The organism is Paenibacillus sp. FSL E2-0178 (assembly GCF_038593005.1).
GTDB lineage: Bacteria > Bacillota > Bacilli > Paenibacillales > Paenibacillaceae > Paenibacillus_AQ > Paenibacillus_AQ phytohabitans.
In genome coordinates, this window is sequence record NZ_CP151953.1 from 1,464,138 (window position 1) to 1,485,654 (window position 21,517).

The 21,517-nt window shown below is 46.8% G+C and carries 21 protein-coding genes; 5 read left to right on the top strand and 16 right to left on the bottom strand.

The features are described from left to right. Positions 1–51: 51 nt before the first annotated feature. From MHI42_RS06895 to MHI42_RS06915, 5 genes are all read right to left on the bottom strand, one after another. On the bottom strand, positions 52–495 hold the full coding sequence (locus MHI42_RS06895) for a GNAT family N-acetyltransferase (protein ID WP_342423262.1): 444 nt from the start codon (positions 493–495) through the stop codon (positions 52–54). Positions 496–531: 36 nt separating this feature from the next. Then, complete coding sequence (locus MHI42_RS06900) at positions 532–1,101, bottom strand: histidine phosphatase family protein (protein WP_342423263.1); 570 nt, start codon at positions 1,099–1,101, stop codon at positions 532–534. A 99-nt stretch (positions 1,102–1,200) separates the two neighbouring features. Next, positions 1,201–1,653, bottom strand: coding sequence for a hypothetical protein (locus MHI42_RS06905; protein ID WP_342423264.1), 453 nt, complete (start codon positions 1,651–1,653; stop codon positions 1,201–1,203). A gap of 64 nt (positions 1,654–1,717) precedes the next feature. Continuing rightward, positions 1,718–2,251 (bottom strand): AAA family ATPase, encoded by a 534-nt coding sequence (locus tag MHI42_RS06910; protein WP_342423265.1) that lies wholly within the window; start codon positions 2,249–2,251, stop codon positions 1,718–1,720. 471 nt (positions 2,252–2,722) lie between these two features. Beyond that, positions 2,723–4,129: an NAD-dependent malic enzyme gene (locus MHI42_RS06915; RefSeq protein WP_342423266.1), complete on the bottom strand. Its 1,407-nt coding sequence runs from the start codon at positions 4,127–4,129 to the stop codon at positions 2,723–2,725. A gap of 230 nt (positions 4,130–4,359) precedes the next feature. Between MHI42_RS06915 and MHI42_RS06920 the strand changes: the two genes are divergently transcribed. Both MHI42_RS06920 and MHI42_RS06925 read left to right on the top strand, forming a co-directional pair. Next, complete coding sequence (locus tag MHI42_RS06920) at positions 4,360–5,304, top strand: tyrosine-type recombinase/integrase (protein WP_342423267.1); 945 nt, start codon at positions 4,360–4,362, stop codon at positions 5,302–5,304. Positions 5,305–5,325: 21 nt separating this feature from the next. Further along, positions 5,326–6,567, top strand: a complete 1,242-nt coding sequence (locus MHI42_RS06925; protein ID WP_342423268.1) for a hypothetical protein — start codon at positions 5,326–5,328, stop codon at positions 6,565–6,567. Here MHI42_RS06925 and MHI42_RS06930 read toward each other — a convergent pair. The 3 genes from MHI42_RS06930 to MHI42_RS06940 form a co-directional block, all read right to left on the bottom strand. Beyond that, the gene (locus tag MHI42_RS06930; RefSeq protein WP_342423269.1) at positions 6,551–8,908 is read right to left on the bottom strand and encodes a hypothetical protein; all 2,358 of its coding nucleotides are present in this window, start codon (positions 8,906–8,908) and stop codon (positions 6,551–6,553) included. The two genes, MHI42_RS06925 and MHI42_RS06930, sit on opposite strands and share 17 nt — an antisense overlap. Before the next feature lie 294 nt (positions 8,909–9,202). Further along, positions 9,203–9,694, bottom strand: coding sequence for a hypothetical protein (locus tag MHI42_RS06935; RefSeq protein ID WP_342423270.1), 492 nt, complete (start codon positions 9,692–9,694; stop codon positions 9,203–9,205). A gap of 38 nt (positions 9,695–9,732) precedes the next feature. Then, positions 9,733–10,329, bottom strand: coding sequence for a TetR/AcrR family transcriptional regulator (locus MHI42_RS06940; RefSeq protein WP_341068283.1), 597 nt, complete (start codon positions 10,327–10,329; stop codon positions 9,733–9,735). 120 nt (positions 10,330–10,449) lie between these two features. On the opposite strand from MHI42_RS06940, the gene MHI42_RS06945 reads away from it, so the two are divergent. Together MHI42_RS06945 and MHI42_RS06950 are read left to right on the top strand one after the other, a co-directional pair. Continuing rightward, positions 10,450–11,442 (top strand): acryloyl-CoA reductase, encoded by a 993-nt coding sequence (locus tag MHI42_RS06945; protein WP_342423271.1) that lies wholly within the window; start codon positions 10,450–10,452, stop codon positions 11,440–11,442. A gap of 212 nt (positions 11,443–11,654) precedes the next feature. Next, positions 11,655–12,050, top strand: coding sequence for a MerR family transcriptional regulator (locus MHI42_RS06950; RefSeq protein WP_342423272.1), 396 nt, complete (start codon positions 11,655–11,657; stop codon positions 12,048–12,050). Between the two features lie 98 nt (positions 12,051–12,148). Here MHI42_RS06950 and MHI42_RS06955 read toward each other — a convergent pair whose 3' ends face one another. Further along, on the bottom strand, positions 12,149–12,946 hold the full coding sequence (locus MHI42_RS06955) for a cupin domain-containing protein (protein ID WP_342424693.1): 798 nt from the start codon (positions 12,944–12,946) through the stop codon (positions 12,149–12,151). 119 nt (positions 12,947–13,065) lie between these two features. After that, positions 13,066–14,658, bottom strand: a complete 1,593-nt coding sequence (locus tag MHI42_RS06960; RefSeq protein ID WP_216626757.1) for a sensor domain-containing diguanylate cyclase — start codon at positions 14,656–14,658, stop codon at positions 13,066–13,068. Between the two features lie 171 nt (positions 14,659–14,829). On the opposite strand from MHI42_RS06960, the gene MHI42_RS06965 reads away from it, so the two are divergent. Then, positions 14,830–15,687 carry an alpha/beta hydrolase gene (locus MHI42_RS06965; RefSeq protein WP_342423273.1) on the top strand — a complete coding sequence of 286 codons (858 nt, stop codon included), beginning with the start codon at positions 14,830–14,832 and terminating at the stop codon, positions 15,685–15,687. Between the two features lie 110 nt (positions 15,688–15,797). On the opposite strand, the gene MHI42_RS06970 is transcribed toward MHI42_RS06965, so the two are convergent. From MHI42_RS06970 to MHI42_RS06995, 6 genes are all read right to left on the bottom strand, one after another. After that, positions 15,798–16,349 carry a YfiT family bacillithiol transferase gene (locus MHI42_RS06970; protein WP_342423274.1) on the bottom strand — a complete coding sequence of 184 codons (552 nt, stop codon included), beginning with the start codon at positions 16,347–16,349 and terminating at the stop codon, positions 15,798–15,800. A 23-nt stretch (positions 16,350–16,372) separates the two neighbouring features. Continuing rightward, positions 16,373–17,080 carry an HAD family hydrolase gene (locus MHI42_RS06975; RefSeq protein ID WP_342423275.1) on the bottom strand — a complete coding sequence of 236 codons (708 nt, stop codon included), beginning with the start codon at positions 17,078–17,080 and terminating at the stop codon, positions 16,373–16,375. 20 nt (positions 17,081–17,100) lie between these two features. After that, positions 17,101–18,726: a glycoside hydrolase family 9 protein gene (locus MHI42_RS06980; RefSeq protein ID WP_342423276.1), complete on the bottom strand. Its 1,626-nt coding sequence runs from the start codon at positions 18,724–18,726 to the stop codon at positions 17,101–17,103. Further along, entirely contained in the window at positions 18,719–19,384 is a 666-nt protein-coding gene (locus MHI42_RS06985; RefSeq protein ID WP_342423277.1) for an HAD hydrolase family protein, read from the bottom strand. Before MHI42_RS06985 ends, MHI42_RS06980 begins: the two co-directional genes overlap by 8 nt. Before the next feature lie 38 nt (positions 19,385–19,422). Continuing rightward, complete coding sequence (locus tag MHI42_RS06990) at positions 19,423–20,163, bottom strand: GTP pyrophosphokinase family protein (protein ID WP_042212556.1); 741 nt, start codon at positions 20,161–20,163, stop codon at positions 19,423–19,425. Positions 20,164–20,362: 199 nt separating this feature from the next. Further along, a complete protein-coding gene (locus tag MHI42_RS06995) occupies positions 20,363–21,397 on the bottom strand; it encodes an HD domain-containing phosphohydrolase (RefSeq protein ID WP_042212554.1) in 1,035 nt (344 codons plus the stop codon). Positions 21,398–21,517 lie beyond the last annotated feature (120 nt).

The window sequence follows — 21,517 nt, forward strand, 5'->3', positions numbered from 1 at the left end:
ATGATTTCCTACGCTTGTGAGCTTCCCTCTACTCGTTTGCACCTTATCCACCTAATGCGAGCTCAAATGCTTACGGTACCCCTCCACCCGCTCTTCCTTGTAGCCCATCTTCTCATAAAAAACATGTGCTTCCTTCCGCTTCTCTCCCGACACGAAAATAATATAGTAGCAGTCCCGCTCGTGGGCGATGTCTTCGAGGGCGGTCATCAGTTTTTTGCCAACGCCCTGCCGGCGTGCACGCGAAGAGACCACTACATTCTCAATCACCATGAACGGACGGCAATCCCCAACGAGGTCCTGGCAGACGATCCCCATCATAGAGCCCAGCAATTCCCCGTCTACAAAGGCACCCAATAACACATACCGGCTATCCTCCCGGATGGCCCTGAATGCCGTCTCCAGCTTCACCGGATCTGTCGGTCCGCCAATCAGTTCTTCGTACAGCGTATTTAGCGCCTTAAGCGATTCAATGCCGATTTCTTCGATTGTTACCATAGTCTGTGCCCCCGCTTTCATATATTTGTGAGTTCTTTATTTTTTCTCATACAGAAATAATTGCCCATTGCGCGGAAAAAACATCCGTTCTGCCTTATAGCCCCTGCGCCGGAGTTCCCTGTCCAGTACCTTCATGAACGCTCCATGGCTGACGATCAGCACACGTCCTTCCGCTGCAGCTGCTTCAGCTTCTGCCGCTAGAGAATCTATTACCATATGGGCACGCTGCAGAACAGCCGCTTTGCTCTCCGGTTGAGAGCGATGACCGGCAGTCCAGGACAAACGTGCAAGTACGAGCCAGCAGGAGAGAGGCAGGCGCAGTCCGCTTAGCTTAAATCCACCTAACTGCAGGGCTGCTATACCAATTTCCCTCAGCTGCTCCGTATATACGAACTCTTGAGCATCAAAATAACTTGCCGTATGTACCGCTCTCGCCTGATCACTGCACAGACAAATATCCCACTTCTGCATATTGCTCTTATGTCCCGGTTGCTGAATTGGGGCTGTCTCATATCCCTGTATCCATAGATTGAACTGCTCTCCAGTCAGCCAGGTCCGCTCCGGCTTGTGCTGCACTCTGAAATGCCTAACCAGCCCTAAGCTCATTCCACCGCAACCCTCTCTTTTTTCATCATGGGCAGCCTCTCCTAATCAGTGACAACATGATTATCTATGTAAAAGACTAATTCTCTATGGAATTAGCCTCTACTTGCCCTGCTTTTCATTCTTAAGTTCAAATTCCTCACTGTGACCGTCCCATTCCACATTTACTTTAATGACGGAATCTTCCTTTGCAAAAGAACCGCTTCCAGCGCCGCTCATCTTCATCAGTGCTACAGGTATTGGACCTTCCATAGTCTGACTTCCGCCACCGCCGCTAGAGGCTTTATATTCGTATTTGAGCTGTTTCATCTCTCCAAGATCGGACTGTTCACCTTTATAATGGAGCTGGAACGTAAATCGTTTGCTGGTATCGGAATCCTTCACCCTGTCATTTTTGATGATCAGCTTCTGGCTTGCTGTCTGCTCATATACAGCCGACCAGGTTTCGCTCTCGCCTTTGAACGTATAATTGAAATGAGTAGTTTCCGTATTGCAGGACGTAAGCAGCATAAGCATGACTCCGGGAAGCAGCAGCGCACGCACGATCTTCTTCATGTTTAGCCCTCTTTTCCATAGCTTATATTGTAAAAAACAATGCCTTATAAGGTCATGCCGGGATTTACCGGGACATATGGTGCAGTACAGCCGCCACCCGTTCTTCCACTTGCATATCTCCTTCCAAACGTACAACATCACAATTCAGCCCGGCCATCCATTCCTCATGCAGCGCCCGGCTCCGGACCTCCGGTCCAGCCGTATCATAGAGCGCCGCCCACTCCATGAAGGTCTCGACATCCTCATATTTGCTTCCCCCAGGCAGACCCTCATCGCCATAGCGCTGATATTCCCTCGCCCGTAAGCGTTCCAGCCGGAGCTGCTCAGGTATCCACAGGAAAATCACCAGATCAAAAGTATCGCGCAGCCCGTCTCCCCATCCGCAGACCGCACCGGACAGAATCCACGGCTCCTGCCGCTCCAAATCGGCCCGCAATCTGCTTAGCCGCGCTGCAACCGGTGTTTGCTTACTATATTTCTGCTCCCAGAAATAATCGTCACTGTCCTGATGAACATGCGGAAGCCTTGCCGCGAGCGCCTTGCCAAGTGTGGTAGTCCCCGCTCCGGAAGCTCCCATAATATGAATTCTGCGGTTCATAGCGCCTCCCGAATAATTGAATAGATGTTTTCAATTATATATTTTACCATGCTTTAATTGGATGTGGATAGTCTGAGAACACCTGATTCCTTTCTTTAAAATCAGATCGTAATTACAACTGGCACTTGCATAATAGTTGGATAATTGTATCTTAATTCGGGACTTTCATTGCATCTTAACTAATTGGTCGGATAAACGATATTTAATTCCATGTCTTTTCTCCACTCTGACCTATTTGCAGCTTAGTAAGTGCTGATTATCCACCTGTTTCCTGGCGAGGGCTTCTCCGTTCATGAGCAAGTGGAGAAAATCCAACTGCTTCCCTGCCTCTCGCCTCCGCCTCCGCCAAACCCTCGGCCATCTTATTAATAATGCATAAATCCCAAATTGCAAAAAGCCGCAAGCCATAGTGGCCGCAGCTTCATTTGCCTTGTCAGTATTCAAGTTGCTATCCGGGTTAACACTCTCCGCTCAGTTAATATCCGGCGGAATACGCCGCGCTATGCCGGTAGCGATGGCTGCCTGGATAACAGCAAGACGCACCTGCTCCACTACCTTTTCGTTAAAAATACTCGGAATAATGTACTGCTCATTCCGCTCATCCGGATGGACAACTGCAGCGATGGCCTGTGCCGCCGCCAGCTTCATCTCCAGATTCACGGTCTTCGCCCGGCAGTCCAGCGCTCCGCGGAAGATCCCCGGGAAACAGAGAACGTTATTAATCTGGTTCGGATAATCGCTTCTTCCGGTAGCCAGCACGCGGACAAAAGGCTCAGCCAGCTCCGGTTCAATCTCCGGGTTGGGGTTGGCCATAGCAAACACAATGCTGTCCGGGGCCATGGTCTGCAGATGCTTCACCTGTAGAATCCCTCCACCGGAGACGCCGATGAATACATCCGCACCGCGAATCGCTTCGTCAAGGCCTCCGCTCAGATTCTCCGGATTCGTTGCATCGGCCAGCCAGCTCCATTCGGGATTGGAGTAGTTTTCGTCCCGGTTCAGAATCCCTGCCCGGTCCACGGCATAGATCTGCTTCGCGCCCGCCGCCAGCAGCAGGCGGCAGATCGACACGCCCGCCGCACCGATGCCAACGACAACAATTCTGCAATCGGCAATAACCTTGTCCACTACTTGGAGTGCATTCAGCAGACCGGCCAGCGCTACCACTGCGGTGCCGTGCTGATCATCATGGAAGACCGGAATGTCCAGTTCGGCTGACAGCCGCCGCTCAATCTCGAAGCAGCGCGGAGAGCTGATATCCTCCAGATTGATTCCGCCGAAGCCGGGAGCAACCGCTTTCACAATCCGGATGATTTCATCCGGGTCCTTCGTGTCCAGACACAGCGGAAAAGCATCAATATCCGCCAGCTGCTTGAACAGCATGGCCTTCCCTTCCATCACCGGCATCGCCGCCTCCGGTCCGATATCGCCAAGCCCGAGCACTGCGGTGCCGTCGGTAACGACAGCTACCGTATTTCTTTTCATCGTCAGCGAATAGGCCTTTGCGGGATCTTCGGCAATCGCCATACAGACACGGGCCACACCAGGTGTGTAGACCAGGGACAGATCCTCCCGGTTCTTGATCGGCATCTTCGGAGTAATCTCAATTTTGCCGCCGAGATGGGCCAGGAAGGTCCGGTCGGAAACGTTAATGACTTTTATACCCGGCATATTCCTAAGCACACTTATAATCTCTTCATTGGCCGCATCCTGCACATTTACTGTAAGATCCCGGGTCGTCACGTCCTTGCCGCCACGGATGACGTCTATCGCCACGATATCGCCGCCCGCAGACGCGAGCCTTGCTGCCACATCCCCGAAAGACGCTTGAGACTTGCGGATCTCCAGCCGGATAATCATCGTTGTTGCAATTGACATAGAATATGCCTCCCTCATCAGACGAATCTAAGTCCAATATACTACAGTTCACAGATTGTACATAATGAAATCCAATCATACATAAGGGATAGGTGAGTTATATGCTGTAACATTCATATTCGTCTATTTGATTATATAAATATATATTTCTTATTTCCCCCTTTACCGAAAGGCTTTGTTATACTTTGAACATCCATTTTAAAGATACTTAAACATCAGGAGGAATATCATTGGCAATTTCCGTTTCAGCATTAGATGAATACATTGAAAAATACATATCTTTTCTAATTATCGAAAAAAACCTTTCACCTAAATCTATCAAGGCTTATGTATCAGACTTAAATAGACTTCATAACTGGCTGAAAGAAAATAAAGAAGAGGCAATTACAAGCGATATCCTGCATAGCTACTTTCACAGCTTCAACAGTGCAGGAATCCTTAAGGATTCCACAATTAAGAGAAAATACATAACGTTTAAAGCTTTCTTTTTATTCTTGGTCCAGAAAAGCTGGATTGACCAATCCCCGCTCAACAACTTCGGAAGAAAATTCAAAACTGCAAAACGAATTCCGAAAACACTAGCAGTTGAAGAAATAGAACGATTGTTGCAATCACCTCTGAAGGACAGAGAACATTTTGCGTCCCCTTTCCGTACCCGCTTATCTATTCGTAATGATGCCATTATCGATTTGTTATTTTCAACTGGAATCCGGATTGGCGAACTTGCACAAATTCAACTGGAAGATATTGATTTAAAAAATCAAGTAGTTATTATTTTCGGAAAGGGACGCAAAGAGAGGCTGTTATATTTATCTAGCACTGAGCTTATTGACAAACTCAACAATTGGTTAGCTGTAAGGGAGTTATTCCGTCCACAAAGCGATACTCTTTTTCTTAACAAATATGGTCAAGCTCTATCCATTTATGGTGTTGAAGATATATTTGCTAAGTACAGAAAGCTGGCCTGTATTAATGAAAAATCAACCCCGCACTATCTCCGTCATTCATTTGCTACCCAGCTACTGGAGAATGGAGCTGACCTACGAGCTGTCCAGGAAATCTTAGGTCATTCTAGCGTGAGCACCACAGAAATATACACCGAAGTATCAGTAAAACGAAAGAAAGATGTACTTTCTCAATTTAATCCGCGCAACCGGCTTGAGACCTCCAAATAACTACGAATTATTTGGAGGTAAATGATGTATTTATTAAATGGATTTCTTGGAGAAAAGTATCAACGAGTAAACAAAATAATTGATTCCTATCATTCTGTTCAAAATAATTACATAAATATGGAGGCTTGCTGTAGTTATCCTTTCGAAAGTGTTATAGACGCACAAAGATATCCCATTTTCACATTGCCAACAGAAGGAGTAAGTGGATCAAGATTTTTTCCAGCATTTGAATGTATCGAGGATATTGATATTTATTCCGAAGAACTTGTAAGAACACTCTTCGATTTAGATACAAATTATAATGTTACAACTCAACCTCATTCCGGTACTCAAGCCAATCAAATTGTGTATAACGCGGTATTATCAGAAAATGATGTTGTTCTGAGTTTAAGCCCTAAAGATGGCGGTCACATCTCTCACAATAAAATATCAAAAAATCAAAATAAAGTAATAAATTATCACCTCACTCCTGAATTTGAATTTAATTATGATGAAATTGAAGAGCTAACTCAAAAAAACAAGCCTAAACTAATAATTGTTGGAGCTTCCTCCTATCCATTACAAATTGATTACAATAGAATTGCTCTAATAGCCCATAAATATAATGCCTTCTTATTAGCCGATATATGTCACACTGCTTTATATGTTCTTGGGAAGACTTATCCTGCTGTATTTCCCCATGCTGACTTTGTAACATTCACTATGGATAAAACCTTAAGAGGACCGCAAGGTGGAATCCTTATTTATAAATGTGAATTTAGCAAATTAATAGCATATTCAATTTTCCCTATTTCACAAGGGGGGCCCCTTCAATCCCTTCAATTTGCAAAAATGATTGCATTGGTTGAACTAAGCTCAATTAATCTGGAGAATTATGCAAAAGTGGTACAAGACAATTCTAAAATTATATGCAAAAAATTAGTCGAAAGAAATATAACTGTTGTAACTGGGACTTCAAATACTCACTTAATCCTAATTGATGTCGGAGCTTTAAAAACAACAGGGAATTTAGTAGAATCAAGATTTTATGAAAATAATGTTCTCGTAAATAAGAATTTAATACCAGGCGATCAAACCTCTCCTGATATAACCTCAGGTATTCGATTAGGCACTGTTTGTATAAGCAACCTAAACTATTCTAATGAAGATGTGAATCTTCTCGCGGAAATAATTGCAAACATACTTCTCAATCCAGCAATTCAAAATGAAGGAATACATTATTTAGTTGAAAAATATCATAAAACCATTAATATCTCCAATTAGGAGATAAACTTAGTGACATTGGTAAGTCTAAACCATCCAAATGAACATTTACAAAAATCTCAAAACAGGTTAAATTTCTTTCGAGATTCTTGTCAATATAGTATTCTCTGGGATATTCAGTAATACTAAGATTTAAAGCTAATTCTAAGCTATACAGATTGTAAACAACTTGAAATCTCACCCAAGGATCTTTAGTTATTATCGAATTATTATACATTTGCAAAATTTCTTGATAAACACCTTGAGGGGAAATTACTTTAGAATTCAAGTCAATTATTAGTCGATTGAGTTGTAAAATAATATGGTCTAAAGAAAGGCTCTGAGGTACTGTCTCTAGAGCCTTATTTGTATAAGTTTTGGCTCCTTCAAGATTTCTTCTTAAGAATTCAAGCACACCCAAATTACAGAAAACTTCAAAAATTTCATTTGAATTTATTGTTTTATGTATATTTAGTGCCTCAGTTAGATAATATATAGCTTCTGAAAACTCTTGATTCCAAATAGTTATCACACCAAGATTATTCAGAACAGTTGCTCTTTCAAATAATGTCCCGGAATTAATAAAAAACTTAAGTGTCCGTTTTAAATTGTAAACTGCCTCATCATAGGTAAAATAGTGCGCTGAATTCCTTAAAACTAAATAAAACCATTTATCGAAATCTTCTGCATCTAGGATCTCTCTTACCAAGTGTTGGGCTTCAATATCCTTACCAATATGCTGTAATATATTTAGCTGATAAAGTAAAGTTTCGTTATTAGAAGGAATGTATGTTAATTCTTCTAAAGCCATTTCGAAATCATAGGATTGAGTTAAAAATTTCACTTCGTAAATTCTGTATTTATTATACATACTAGGTTTTTTTTGCTTTAATATATTCAATAAATTTATTCCTAAAGAAAATTCCGAAGTTTTTTGAATTGAATCTAGTATTTTTCTCAAACATATTTCAGGAAGATGTTCAATCAAATCCAACGTCTGCTTATATATACTCACTATGTAATAGTAAGCACATCGTTCATATTCGATTTTTATAAGATCTATTAAATAATCCATCTTTTCTAAAAGTTGCTTACTATTATATAAACCTATAACACAATGTAAAATATAAACATAATCCTTATCGTGAATCTTATGCGCAATTAGATTTTCTAGAGTAGCTTTTATACTGTTATAAAATTCAACAAATTCATCCTCGTTAGCAATTTTATTCAAGGACAAGGTTATTTTTTCATGAGCGGGTTTTACGAGATCATGATTAACACTGTTTACAACAATATAACCAAGTGCAATAAGTTTTTGTAATTCATGTAATAATAGATCATCACTATTTAATACTAAAATATCGTTTAATATTTTAGATACATATTCAATTTTTAAGCCTGCAGGAAACATAGCGGAAATTAATACCAAATATCTTTGAATATCAGGCATTAGAAGTAAAACTTGTTTCATTGAACGTGTTTTACTAATACTTAATGTGCCTTCAATTATAGATTTATGGTTATCTTTTAAGTATAATTCAATTTCTTTCAAATTCCCTGAAGTTTTACTGTAGCAATCGTTGGCTATATTTTCATTTGAAGTATTACTGATGTACATCTTGTCTAACAATTTAAGGATCTCTTCAGCTTTGAATTTAGATAATTCAATAGATTTACGATCATTCCCAAAGCATAACGGCAGATTGAGTTGTATGTTGTCAGTCCTATAAATTGTAATAAATGAAATGTTTTTTTTAATTCTCTGAAGATAAGTTTCAAAAAGAACCTTAATATTGTTTTGCATAAATTGATAATTATCAATTGATAAAATAATTTTTTTTGTTTTAGAAACAAAGCTTAGATATTCCCCAATGTTATCTGCCATATCGATAACGTTATTATTTTCACTTTTATCACTATTTTCTCCCTTTAAAAGAGTGCTCAGTGTCGAGCCGTACGTAGGAATCGCTGAAATACTTTCAACTACTACTTGAAAAAGTCTTTTGGCAGCCCCTTTTCTCCACATTTTTCTAGTCATAAATGATTTAAATGATTGTTTTTCACCTATGCTCATTAATGGATCTTCATTACATACAATTGGATTCCAAACATTGAATAAGAATATTTCAAAAAAAGAAGAAGTTGATAATAAATCAGCATTCAAGTCTAAATAAATCACAAAAAATTCCGAATTAGAAACATATTCTTTTAAAATTTTCTTTATTAAGGATGTTTTCCCACAGCCCGAATCACCACTTACGATAATATTATTGCTTTGTAAATTACAATGATCTATTTTCTCTTTTATTTCTCTTTCTTCATCTGCACGTAATATAAATGGAATAGTTAATTCTGTCATGACACTTCTTTAGACCTCCAAATAATTCGTAGTTATTTGGTCATAAGTGAGCTGTTTAGGAAGACGTTCTTCAAATCCTTTCTGAACAGCGGATTTATAAGAAACACATAGTCCAAACCAACTTCAAACATGAACCAGACTCATTTTCAAAACTACATATTCGCCACCTCATTCCCACCATCCTCCTCAATTCTTAAAATAATCCATGGAAATACAACAATTACCGACAAAAAATTAACTAATTTGACTTATCTTCACCAATCAGATATTTCAAAACGAGACAACGTATACTGCTCAATCCGGGACTTCCCAGTTCTCCGCAAGCTTCAGCAGCTTATTTTCCGCAGCATCTTCATCTTCACCAAGTAATTTGGCTTCAATATAGTAGGTTACAAGTTCATCCTCTGCGTGTTTGCCGGGACGCTGAATACACAACCAATAATAAATAACCTCAGGAGCAGGAAATACAGCACTCCCTCCCTGTGTGAACTTGATCAGCTGCCCTTCTCCTGCCGGAATCGTGACCGGTTTCTTCCACAAGATCTCCGAATGATTATAGATACTGATGTAGCCGTCGGGTTGGCTCTGATGGCCAAGCGACAGCTCCATTTGATCTTGAGTTAGCACGTCCATTCCCTGCAAATATTTCGCCGGTTCTTCATTGCCAAGCCGCAGCCTGTGTACTGCAGAGCCAGAATCAGAACCCCCATACAGATACAACACTCCCCCGCCAAGAACAAGGCAGACCACAGCTATAAATACGATTTTTCGCCATTTCCTCCCCAAATGCTATCCACCTTTCACCGGTTTCTTCATCTTCCCCTCTACACACTCAGCACCTTCATAATTGCCGTGTAACAGGAATCCTTGAATACCTCATGCAGCTCGTCCTTATCGGCCATCAGCCACTGGATCAGGCAGCCGTCAATAATCGCCCGGATCACCGGGCTAGTCTTCTCTGGTAACAGCTCTTTGGAGAAAATACCTTCCTGCTGCCCGAGTGTCAGCACCTCCGTACTGATTCCCGCACAGCTGTCATAGAAACGCTGATTAATCTCCCGGTACACCGGAATGCGGCTAGCCCGTGCCAGGAAATCCAGGTAGACACGGTAAAAGGCACGGTTCTGCGCCGGACCCGGAAATGCAGACTCAATGTAAGCCGTCAGCTTCCCCGTTGCGGTATGCTGTTCCCCCACAGCGGCCTGCTCCTTGGCAGAGATTCTGCCGGTCAGCCATTCCAGGAGTTCAACCAGCACCGCTTCCTTGCTCTCGAAATAATAATGGACGACGCCCTTGCTGACCTCCGCATGATCGGCGATCGTCTGCAGGGTTACAGCATCGTAGCCCCGCTCGGACAATGCCCGAAACGCAGCGTGCAGGATCTGCTTGCGCTTCTCTTCAGATTTCTTGTAACGTACCATAGGACCTCCGCGAATGAAGAATAATGTGTATTATATCATAGTCAATAAAAAGTTGACCGGTCAGAATAAATATTATATAACAGATGTACAAATAGAGTTCGGTTAAGGAGAATAAAAGATATGACTAACCTTTTTCAAGCTTTGGTGGTAGATAAGACTGACACTTTCTCTGTAGAGGTCAAGCCGCTGTCACTCGAAAACCTGCCGGCCGGTGAAGTCCTAATTAAGGTAGCCTATTCCAGTGTAAACTATAAAGATGGACTAGCGGGTATCCCGGATGGCAACATTGTGCGAAATTATCCGTTTGTCCCCGGCATAGATCTGTCTGGGACCGTGGTCTCTTCTGCTGACAGCCGTTTCCGGGAAGGCCAGTCCGTTATTGCCACCAGCTATGGCATCGGCGTATCACACTTCGGCGGCTTCAGTGAATATGCACGTATTCCAGCGGATTGGGTTATTTCCTTGCCTGAGGGCTTAACTTTGCGGGAAGCGATGATCTACGGAACGGCCGGTTTCACGGCTGCAATGTCTATTGAAGCGCTGGAAGCTCACGGACTAACTCCGGATAACGGAAAAGTACTTGTCACCGGTGCAACCGGCGGTGTCGGAGGTACTGCTGTAGCCATTCTGGCGAAGCAAGGTTACCAGGTAACCGCCAGCACCGGCAGAACAGACGAAGCTGGTTATCTGCAAGCCTTGGGCGCAGCTGAAGTAATCTCGCGCGAGGATGTAGCCGGCAGCACGGTTAAGCCGCTCGATAAGCAGCTGTGGCAGGCTGCTGTAGATTCCGTTGGAGGTACACCGCTAGCGGCTGTGCTGAGCAAAATCGCATACGGCGGTGCAGTTGCCGCAAGCGGCTTAACAGCAGGAACCGCCGTTCCCACGACGGTGTTACCGTTCATCCTGCGCGGAGTCAGCCTGCTTGGCATCGATTCCGTCTCCTGCCCTGCGGAGAAACGGGCGAAGCTGTGGCAGCGTATGGCCGGCGACATGAAGCCTGCCGTACTGGAGAAGCTGGTGGACCGCGAGATTACCCTGAAGGAGCTGCCTGCTGCACTCGAGGATATTCTGAAGTCGAATACACGGGGCCGCGTGCTTGTCCGCCTGTCCTAGGTTCCAAAATTTCCCGGCGCTGCTCCCCCTAGTCCGGGGTAAATTCATACTTGACCTTGAAGCGGCGGCTGGATACCGGGATGCTGCTAGCCGTAATTATGAGACTGATGGAGTCATAGAGTATTTACCGTATCAGACGGCACCCGCGTTGTTCACAACCAGATCCTATATGCGGGCATATATAAATTCCGAATCTAAGGAGTGACTGACCGATGGAAGGAATGACCCGCGGAGAGCTGGCCCGCCGGGCGGGACTGAGTGCGGCTGCCATCCGCTACTATGAAGATAGCGGCGTCCTGCCTGTCCCCGGGCGAACCGCGAAGGGATACCGGATCTACTCCGGTGATTATCTGGTGAAGCTTAAGTTCATTAAGGATGCCAAATCGCTGGGCTATTCGCTGAAAGAAATCCAGACGGCGCTCGCGCTGCTCGGCTCCGAGATGGATGCCGAATCGTTAAAGGAAAGAGTCCGCGATAAAATTACCGAGATCGATGAGAAGGTTGCAGCGCTGCGTTCTATTCAGAGTATGCTGGCAGGCCTGCTCAAGACCCCTCAGGATGATATCCAGGACTACCTGCAATCTTTCCAGATCAAGGATAACCGCTGATGAAAGATGCGATCACTTGAAGCAGACGACAATAAGAAGACGGCAGTGTATTCTGAATCCTCAGAATTCGCTGCCGTCTTCTTTCATTCCCTTTTCTGCTATTCGATTCCGGTCTCATTCACGGCATTACCCGCATTCGGATTGAACTGGACATATGGATGCTGGCGGTAAGGCTGGGCATACGGCTGGGTATAGTAGCCGTGGACCGGCATAGGCTGGTATCCGAAAGGCTGCGGAGCCTGCTGATAACTATAAGGCGCCATATTCGCATTTGCCATCATCGGAGCCATATTAACGGGAGCCATCTTCGTACCCTTCATATTCGCAGCAGCCACCTGCGACGGATCGCAGCAATCTGCTGGCGGGCCAATGAAGGTCTGGGGCTTAACGGGAGCCAGCGCTTCCTTAACAAGTGCTTCATTCAAACAGTAAGTATGAGCCAGAACATTGGCCGGTGTCTTGCTCAGAATATCCGATCCCAGAATGACTTCCGGCGTCGGCGCATCGAAGATAGCCAGCAGATGGGTACAATCCACCGTTGCCACTTCATAATGCCACCAGCCCTGCGGCACATTGGCTACCTGCCCCGGTGATATGGGGAAATGCAGCAGCTCATTCGTGAACGGGTTGATCAGCGATACCACCGCACAGCCGGATATACAATACACCAGCTCTGCAGCATTTTGATGATAATGCGGTTCTACCACATTGGATTTGCTGAGAAAAATATCAAGCAGCGAGGTGTTCTCCAGGGTGTTCAAATTCTTAATACCCAGCACATTGATATAATTGCAGTCATCCTTCTTAAACAATGTGTTGCAATTCATGTCAAACGTAAACTGTGTATTAGGTGACGTGTAATCCATATAAGAGGTCACGCGAATCCTTCCTTTCATCGGGGCCGTTTTTATCGTTCTGAGGTAGGATATGTATCCGCCAATGCCCAGGTGACGATTAATTTCAGCTGCGGAGAGGAAACTAAAAAGCACCCCCATGATGGAGATGCTCCTTTTTCTTATTCGCGGGCAATCACGGTCCGGTTCCGGCCGGTATGCTTCGCAGTATATAAAGCTTCATCCGCCTTCCCCAGCAGCTCTTCGCGCGTACGGCCATTCGTAGGATAATGGGCAATCCCCTGGGAAGAGGTCACTTGCATCGGCAAGGGAACCTTGCTTTTCTCAAGCGTCTGGCGGATCCGTTCAGCCACATTGTAGGCATCCTCAGGTCTGGTCCGCGGGAGCAGCAGCACAAATTCCTCGCCCCCGTAACGGGCACACACATCACCCGGGCGGATATTTGCGGTAAGCACTTCAGCCACCTGTCTCAGCACCTCATCCCCGGCCAGATGGCCGTAAGTATCGTTAACGAATTTGAATTTGTCCACATCCAGAACGATTACAGAAAAAGGTACCCGGGCGGCAATCCATTGGCTCATGCTCAGATCCAGGGATCTGCGGTTCGTAAGTCCTGTCAGCAGATCCGTCATCGCTTCCTGGGTTAGCTGGTTCGTCTGCTTCTGGATGTCCGTCCAGGCAATGACCACCGCTTTGGTCAGCAGGTCCACCTCCCGGTTCCAGTGAGGCTTCAGATCGGGAAGCTCAACATTCTCTTTGCCGATTCGGTTCACCAGGTCAGCAAGCACCACAAACGGCTTCGCCAGCCGGTGAGCCAGCACAAATACGCACAGCAGCAGGATCACAAATGGAATCACAGTATACGATACGATTTTGCGCAGATGGGCCAGCAGCTGATCCTTGATGACTTTGACCGGTGATACCACAACAACACCCCAGCCGTTAGCCGGAACTGCCGAATACCCTGCGAGCATCAATACACCCTTGGTATTGCGCCCCATCATTTCCCCGCTCTTCCCTTGCATCATCAGCTGCACAACCTCGTTGTCACTTACATCCTCGTTCATTCGTGTTTTGTCGGGATGGAAGAGCAGATGCCCTTCCGAGCTGACAATATAGTAATAGGAACCCGATTCATCGACAGTATTGTTCCCGAATATCATGTTCAGGATATTGTAATCCTGGAGATAGACTGTACCCCCGAGCTGACCCAGGTATTGTTTGTCTTGGTTATACAGCGGTTCACTCATGAAAAAAAGAATTCTGCCGGTCGTGGACGAAGTATAGGACGGAGACAGGTACGCATTCTTCAACCGTAGCGCTTCCAGCACCGGAGGTGACATAATCTGTTTGCCTACCATCTCAAGAGCAGCCGGTGAATTATTCAGCACCTTCCCTCCGGCATCTACCCGGATGATTGAATTAAAGTAATTGCTGCTGTTGCGCATTAAATCAAGATATTCATCTATAGCTTCCGGCCCTGCTGACTCCATGCTGGAGATTTTGTCCGCACCATAAATCAAGCTGCTGCGCATTGAACGAAACAGTGAATCCACCGTTTTGCTCATTCTGTCCGCATTGGAGTAATTCAGATTAAGCGTGGTAGCCATCAGGGATTTCTTCTTGGATTGGTAAGAGCCAACAAACAGAATCGTTGTTGTGAGCAGAAACACCATGGTCACCAGGGCCATGAGCAGCAATGTTAGACTGAGTTTCCTTTTAGGTTTATGTTCTGCTCCTTTTGGTGTAGGCATTCCTCAACCTCCTTGTCTGCCTGAGCCCATATGGTTTAATTATATACGATTGGGAAATGGAGTACACAACCAGTTTGAGTTCCATTTTCTTCCCTGAAATTACATCTTTACGCTAGGATCCGGGCATCCTGTCTATTAGGTTCGATCACATTGCAGGAGGCCAGAGTCGATATGAATAATCAACAAATCAGAAAAGCGCTAACCAGGACGGTTGCCCTGCTCTTCCTTCTCGCATTACTGCCGTTCCACCCCTCACCCGCAGGAGCAGCGGCAAAAGGTACGCCGGGAGATCAGCAAAGCTTAACCTTCGTGCTTGTCCACGGTGCATGGGTGGATGCCAGCTTCTGGGATGAAACGGCAGCGGAACTCCGCAAAATGGGCCATACCGTCTATACTCCGGAATATGCGGGTCATGGCGGGGACAAGAATACGATGGTCACACACGAGCAAGTAACGAAGTCTGTAGCGGATTTCATTAAGCAGAAGGATCTGCATGATATTATTTTACTCGGACACAGCTTTGGCGGTTCTGTTGTACAGAAGACCGCTGAGCTGGTTCCGGACCGGATTAAACGGCTTGTGTTCTTCGATGCTTTTGTACCGCTGGACGGGCAGAGTGTGGCCGACCAGTTCCCCGCTCCGGTGCAGCTGCTGTTCGAGGGATTACTGAAAGCTTCCGGAAACAATACGATTATGCTCCCCTACCCTTTATTCCGTGATGTGTTTGTGAACACAGCTACGACTGAAGAAGCAAAGGCTTTGTATAAAAAAGTCATTCCCGAGCCTGCCGGCCCGGCTTTTCAGAAGCTGGATCTGAAGAAATTCTACAGTCTCGATCTCCCTAAAAGCTATCTGTACCTGACCGAGGATATGGTTCTGCCGCAGGGTGCTGCGGGCGGCTGGCATCCGGGTCAATCCGGCCACCTGGGTATGTTCCGCTATATAGAGGGAACCGGGGATCATCTGACTACGGTGCATACCGAGCCTGCAGCCATTGCCAGCAAAATCGTCCAAGCCAGCCGGGAGTAGATTTCATTAGGATACCGTATGATGCAGAGATAACGAACAACTGAAAAAGAGCAGATGGAAGGGGGATACCCCATTCCGTCTGCTCTTTTTTTGATGGATATGAATATGTTTTACCAGCCGTTCCGCCGGATTAGCGAAGTAATCTGAGCCAGATGATGCCGGCTATGCCAGATATATCTTTGAATTGCGGCATCCAGCGTCAACGTGCCCAGACCTGCACTTACGAAGCTTCGATCATAATCACCCGGTTTCAGTGAGGTAAGCAGGGTTGCGAATCTCCGGTTAAGCAGCTCCACCAGCTGAAGTGAGGACTCTGCCGGTTCATCCGTATAATCGCTCTGCTCCGCCCAGAGATCCTGTCTGTAGCTTGGTACCTGCGGTGCTTCTTCTGTCAGCCCCCGTTTGAAGCGCAGATAGGCATACATGCCGGTATCCGCCAGATGATGCACGACCTGACTCACTGTCCAGCCGCCCGGACGGTAAGGCGTGTCCAGCTGCTCTGACGTTAGCGGCCCAACAGCCTCTCTAAGTTCAGCGGCCAGCTGCTTCATGATCCGTATGGATTCTTGCCGCGCTTCTTCCGTGCGGTTCTCCACAGCTGTGAATTTCCCGATCGGATACTTCAGTAACTCCAGCTCCTGCTCTGTCAGTTTGTGGTTCATTTCCCTCACGGCTCCTTCATTATTCATTTATGGGTAGGGGACAGACTGGTGACTGGTGATAAAAGGTCAAAGACCTCATCCAGTGTTCCCACGGTATAATCCGGTTTCACTTCATGCTCCCAGGTTAGCTGTTCCCGGTTGATCCAGCAGGACTTGATTCCCGCTCTGGCCGCACCGAGTACATCTGAGGCCGAGTCTCCAATATGGATAATCTGCTCCGGCTCCACACCATAATGGGCAATTACCTCAGCGAACATCCGGTTATGACTGTCATTCTTATAAGACCGGTATGTCTCTGAAGTGAACAGGGTCATCTGATAATTCCGGTAGAATTCAGGTAGCATAAGCTCATCGGTATCACTGACAATGCAGACCTGATACTCCCCGCAGATCCGCTGTAGGAAGGCTTCGGTGTCCGCATACATTGCGGACAGCCGGTGCTGGGCAAACAGGTTATCTACAGCCTGAGAGCAATCATAGTCCAAGCCATACTGCAGGAATACTTGCTGAAATCCTCTGCTGTATATTTCCTTGCTGCTGATGAAGCTGCCCGCCTCCCGGGCTTCGGTTGATACAGCGAAATAGTGGCTGAGCAGCTTGCTGCCCAGCTCCCGGGACTTATTTTCGCTGAATTCCTGCTTAAGAATCGGCTTCCAGACTTCTGCCCGCCTCCCCTGAATATTCACCAGAGTCTGGAACATATCCAGACTAATAACCTTGAATGTCTGCATGGACCCGTCTCCTCTTCTGATCAGGAATTGAACCTTGCCGTCACGAACACCGCCGGTGAATTCCAATAAATGGTGACCTCATTCGTCGAGTAGCTGTCTTCATGATCAACGAAACACTGGGCTGCCGGTTTGCCTTGCAAGTGCTCCTGCACATATTCATCATGCAGCCCGCGGTCAGGTCCCCCTGATACCAGACCCGGAACGGGTTCTGCTATGTTGTCTCCCACGGATGGGCGGTGATGCGGATGCATGACCGCGTGTTCACCGAAGCCGGTCACGTAGCTGATGCCCAGCACATTGCGGCCGAGCAGATAATGCAGATGATCCAGTGCACAGGCCGCATATTCAGTCTCCCCGCTGAAATGCTCCGCCGCCAGCAGCAGCATGGCATTATTCATGACCAGCATGTTGCTGCCCCAGATATAATCCTCTTCCCTCAGCGAGATTCTGTAACCATCCTCCCGGCTCTGCCGGAGGAGGCGCGCGGCTTCAGCCACCAGCCCCTCCTTCAGCTCCACATACAGAGAAGCCACTGCTTGCTCTTCCCCGTTCAATAGGTAAGCCAGTGTGCCATAGCCGCCCATGTCCGCCCAGCCGAGGCTGTATTTCGGGAATGGAAGCTTCGCCAATTCTCTGGCTATGCTATGGTATTGTTCACCGCCTGTGGTGCGGAACAGCTCCGCCGCTGCCCAGAAGCGCTCGTCGCGATCTTCCTCATCACCGTACTCTCCGGTCGTAATGCCCGGAGGATTAGTAAAGCCCGGCTCTTCCGGATGTGCCTCCAGCCAGTTCCAGGCAGCCACCGCAGCTTCCAGGCACCGGGCGGCATAGACTTCATCGAACGGCTTATAGACCCGCGCCGCCATCGCCATTACACCGGCGAAGTCACCTGTAGCCGCAGCAGACACCGGGGAGAAATACAGCTCCGCCGTATCCTCTTCCGGCATCACATCAAGCCCCGGAAAGTTCTGAGTGGTCAGCTTGTGGTACACAGCACCGCTGCCGCTCACCTGCATTTTGAACAACCAGTCCAGCTCCACTTTACATTCCAGCAGTACATCCGGCATCACGCCGTCACTCTCCGGCAGTGTATATGCACCGGCAAATGCCGCAGGATACAGCTCCCAGGCCAACAGCAGATCGGCAACGGCCTTGGCTCCGGGCCCTGAATATTTCCCGTAATCACCGGCATCATGCCAGCCTCCGCAGCTATCCAGCTTCAGCTCCGGCTGGCCGATTACCGTTCCTGCTGCCAGATGACAGGCCTCATGTCCCCAAGGACCGGCGTACTCTCCGCTTAGCTCCACTCCGCAGCGGTAATAATAGAAGGCTTTCAATAAACCATGCTGCAGCTCCCCGTAAGGCTTGTCTACAATCACAAACGCAGCCGAAGCCTGTCCATCCTCACCTTCAATCCGGTACTTGCCCGGAGTCGTCACGGCGGAGAATACACCGGTATGCACACGGCTCCCGCTTGGCTTATCCTCCACTCCTTCCCCTGTCTGTCCGCTAAATACAACGCTTCCAGTCTGCAGATCAACTACCTGGAAACGGGACACCGCTCCGGTAAATAGGGCAAGCTTCTCCCCTGCACTGGAATAACCCGCCTGGTTCACTGTAATGGTACGAAGACGCTGTTCACTCACCTGTCATCTCTCCCTTGCTCATAGTTTCTGCCAGAAACACTGCAACACCATTCTCATTGTTGGATGCGGTAATCCGATGTGCGACAGCTTTGAGATCCTCATGGGCATTCTCCACCGCGACACCTGTTCCCGCTGCAGCAAACAGCCCCAGATCATTCAAATGGTCGCCGAAGACAACAACATCCGCTGTATCCAGCCCCATGTGCTGTGCCCATAGCTTCAGCCCCTGACTTTTATTCGCATCCGGATGGCTGAATTCCAGGAAATAATGATCTTTTATGTATATATCCTTCATGAAATGAATATGTACCTCTGAACCGAACCGGTCAAGCACTTTCTGGTGCAGCGGTTCCAACTCCTCCAGCCTTCCTATGTTAATGATTTCCCCGGAAATAACGGGGTCCAGCCAGTAACCGGCAATCACTTTGTGCGTCATGCTGTCATAGATAAGTGCCCCATTATAAAGAATAAGCGGATATTTCCAGGAAATATCCGCTACCACGCTGACTGCACTGATGAACCCTCTCGCTGTAGCGAAGCTGATTATAATCCCCAGTTCCATCGCTTCCGTTATTACCCGCACTGTGTAAGCAGAGAGTTGTTGTTCCGAGTTCAGCAGGGTTCCATCCAGATCCGTAACATAGGCCTTTCTGTGCATGAGCCTTTCATCCTCCACCTTACGTATGTGTCGTCAGGCTATTCCCCTAGCAGCTTAATAAAGTTTGCCGGCAGGTTAAACTGCTGATTATTGATGATAATCTCCCGCAGTCCGGAGAAGGAATCCTCGTCCTCCTGGGCATCTTTGATTTCCTGAATCTCACGATGCAGCCGTTCCATCTGCAGATCGAGTGCATTTGCTTTGTCTGCCGCATTCTTGAGTTCACGGGTCAGATGCTCGGGAACCGCCTGGCTGTATTTATAGAAAATTTTATGCTCCAGACTGGCCCAGAAGTCCATGGCAATCGTACGAATCTGTACCTCTACACAGACATGCTCCTGGCAGTCAGACATAAACACCGGAACCTCTATGAGTAGATGCAGGCTCTGGTAACCATTCGGCTTCGGGTTCTTAATATAATCCTTGACCGCCAGCACCTTGAGATCGTCCTGCTTCTGCAGCATGGCACTGACCTGATAAATATCCGAAATGAACGAGCAGGTGATGCGCAGCCCGGCAATATCCTTGATGCTGGATCTGATCTGTGTGAGTGACAGCTCGCTGTTCTTGCGCAGCATTTTATTCATAATGCTCTCCGGGGATTTAATCCGCGATTTGGTATGCTCGATCGGACTGTAGTCATGGAGCAGCTGAAATTCCTCTTTGAGAATCTCAATCTTGGTCTCCATTTCGGCGAGGGCGAATTTGTAAATCATCATAAACCGGGTAAGCTCATATTTAATCTGCTTGAATTTCTCTAATTGATTGTCGGCATTCATTGTAATTTCTCCTTTATGCTGCTGCACAGAATTGCTATAGTAATCTCTCATTAATCATAGCCAATCTATTCCCGGAATACAAACCGGCAAGCTTATACCTTCTTCTAGTTGCGCAAAAAACGGATACACCATCCCGGGGGACGGTATATCCGTTCATAAGAACCGGGCGCTCTTCAGAGAGAGCCGCTTAGCCGGCATATCAATTAAAGACTTCAACTACAGACAGGCTGCGCTCACGGGACAAATCTCTGAAGCCCTCGTCTACCTTTACCAGCGGCTTGAACAGATCCAGCGGGTTATTCATTACAATCATGCCCATTTCGCCGTTGCTGAGCTGAACATTCTTACCTACGAAGCTTGGCAGCAAATGTCCGGTAAGTGCCTGCACAACCGTTCCGTTCAACTGGCCGAAGCCCATCTCATGTACCTTGCGCAGTACTGTAACCAGTCCTTGCTTCGGACGGTTCAAGGTTGAAGTGGTCAAGGACATATATATGTTGGCTACGGTAACAATTTGGGTGTACGGGTGAATATTATTTTTGAGCAGCTGCTTCGGATATCCAGAGCCATCCTCGTATTCATGATGCTGCAGCGCCACGAGTGCTGTAACCTCATCCAGCTTGGAGCCGCGGATCAGATCATAACCATAGGAGGTGTGGCGTGCCAGTTCTTCTATTTCAGAACCGGTTAGAATACCCGGTTTGTTCAGGATCGACAGGGGAACCTGGCTTTTGCCGATATCATGAAGGTAGCCGGCGCGGCTGATCAGATAACGCTCCTCCTTGGAGTAGCCCATCCATGATGCAATATAATATGATAGTAAGCCAACCTGTAAAGAATGATGATATGTATCAATGTCATCCCGGTCCAGCAGAAGCAGCAGGGAGACTACGTCCTTTTGCCCATCCAATGTTTCCAGAAGCGGTTTCAATGTATCATCGACCATGGACTGCGAGAAGCTCCCCTGGGTCAACGCTTCCAGAAAAATAGATTCATAATTCAGAATAGCGTGATCGAAATCATCGTGCAATCCGTGACTTTGCTCTTCTTCACTGCCCGTTTGCTGCATACTGCGCGGCTCAATATCCACATAATGAATTTTGTGCCGGATGAGGATACTAATCTCCTCCCGTTCAACATGCGTCCCCTTGGGGAGAACATGCAGACCTACACCGTTGAAAGTGTCTGTCATAAGACAATCGCCGTGTTTGAGATCCGTGACATGTACTTTCAAGTTTCAGCACCCCTTTAGTCTATAGGAATATTCCGTTATGCTCTACTTGATCATAGTCAATCGGCCCCAAAGTAACAATCCGGTGAAAGTCACAATCTGCCCGTAATCTAGTTCGAATGA

What these genes read in the sequence shown, in the direction of transcription:
- MHI42_RS06895 (WP_342423262.1), bottom strand. Translation starts at nt 495, where the DNA reads ATGGTAACAATCGAAGAAATCGGCATTGAATCGCTTAAGGCGCTAAAT.
- MHI42_RS06915 (WP_342423266.1), bottom strand. Translation starts at nt 4,129, where the DNA reads ATGTCAATTGCAACAACGATGATTATCCGGCTGGAGATCCGCAAGTCT.
- MHI42_RS06910 (WP_342423265.1), bottom strand. Translation starts at nt 2,251, where the DNA reads ATGAACCGCAGAATTCATATTATGGGAGCTTCCGGAGCGGGGACTACC.
- MHI42_RS06985 (WP_342423277.1), bottom strand. Translation starts at nt 19,384, where the DNA reads ATGCACAGAAAGGCCTATGTTACGGATCTGGATGGAACCCTGCTGAAC.
- MHI42_RS06930 (WP_342423269.1), bottom strand. Translation starts at nt 8,908, where the DNA reads ATGACAGAATTAACTATTCCATTTATATTACGTGCAGATGAAGAAAGA.
- MHI42_RS06955 (WP_342424693.1), bottom strand. Translation starts at nt 12,946, where the DNA reads ATGAAAGGAAGGATTCGCGTGACCTCTTATATGGATTACACGTCACCT.
- MHI42_RS06960 (WP_216626757.1), bottom strand. Translation starts at nt 14,658, where the DNA reads ATGCCTACACCAAAAGGAGCAGAACATAAACCTAAAAGGAAACTCAGT.
- MHI42_RS06905 (WP_342423264.1), bottom strand. Translation starts at nt 1,653, where the DNA reads ATGAAGAAGATCGTGCGTGCGCTGCTGCTTCCCGGAGTCATGCTTATG.
- MHI42_RS06940 (WP_341068283.1), bottom strand. Translation starts at nt 10,329, where the DNA reads ATGGTACGTTACAAGAAATCTGAAGAGAAGCGCAAGCAGATCCTGCAC.
- MHI42_RS06950 (WP_342423272.1), top strand. Translation starts at nt 11,655, where the DNA reads ATGGAAGGAATGACCCGCGGAGAGCTGGCCCGCCGGGCGGGACTGAGT.
- MHI42_RS06970 (WP_342423274.1), bottom strand. Translation starts at nt 16,349, where the DNA reads ATGAACCACAAACTGACAGAGCAGGAGCTGGAGTTACTGAAGTATCCG.
- MHI42_RS06945 (WP_342423271.1), top strand. Translation starts at nt 10,450, where the DNA reads ATGACTAACCTTTTTCAAGCTTTGGTGGTAGATAAGACTGACACTTTC.
- MHI42_RS06900 (WP_342423263.1), bottom strand. Translation starts at nt 1,101, where the DNA reads ATGAGCTTAGGGCTGGTTAGGCATTTCAGAGTGCAGCACAAGCCGGAG.
- MHI42_RS06965 (WP_342423273.1), top strand. Translation starts at nt 14,830, where the DNA reads ATGAATAATCAACAAATCAGAAAAGCGCTAACCAGGACGGTTGCCCTG.
- MHI42_RS06990 (WP_042212556.1), bottom strand. Translation starts at nt 20,163, where the DNA reads ATGAATGCCGACAATCAATTAGAGAAATTCAAGCAGATTAAATATGAG.
- MHI42_RS06925 (WP_342423268.1), top strand. Translation starts at nt 5,326, where the DNA reads ATGATGTATTTATTAAATGGATTTCTTGGAGAAAAGTATCAACGAGTA.
- MHI42_RS06975 (WP_342423275.1), bottom strand. Translation starts at nt 17,080, where the DNA reads ATGCAGACATTCAAGGTTATTAGTCTGGATATGTTCCAGACTCTGGTG.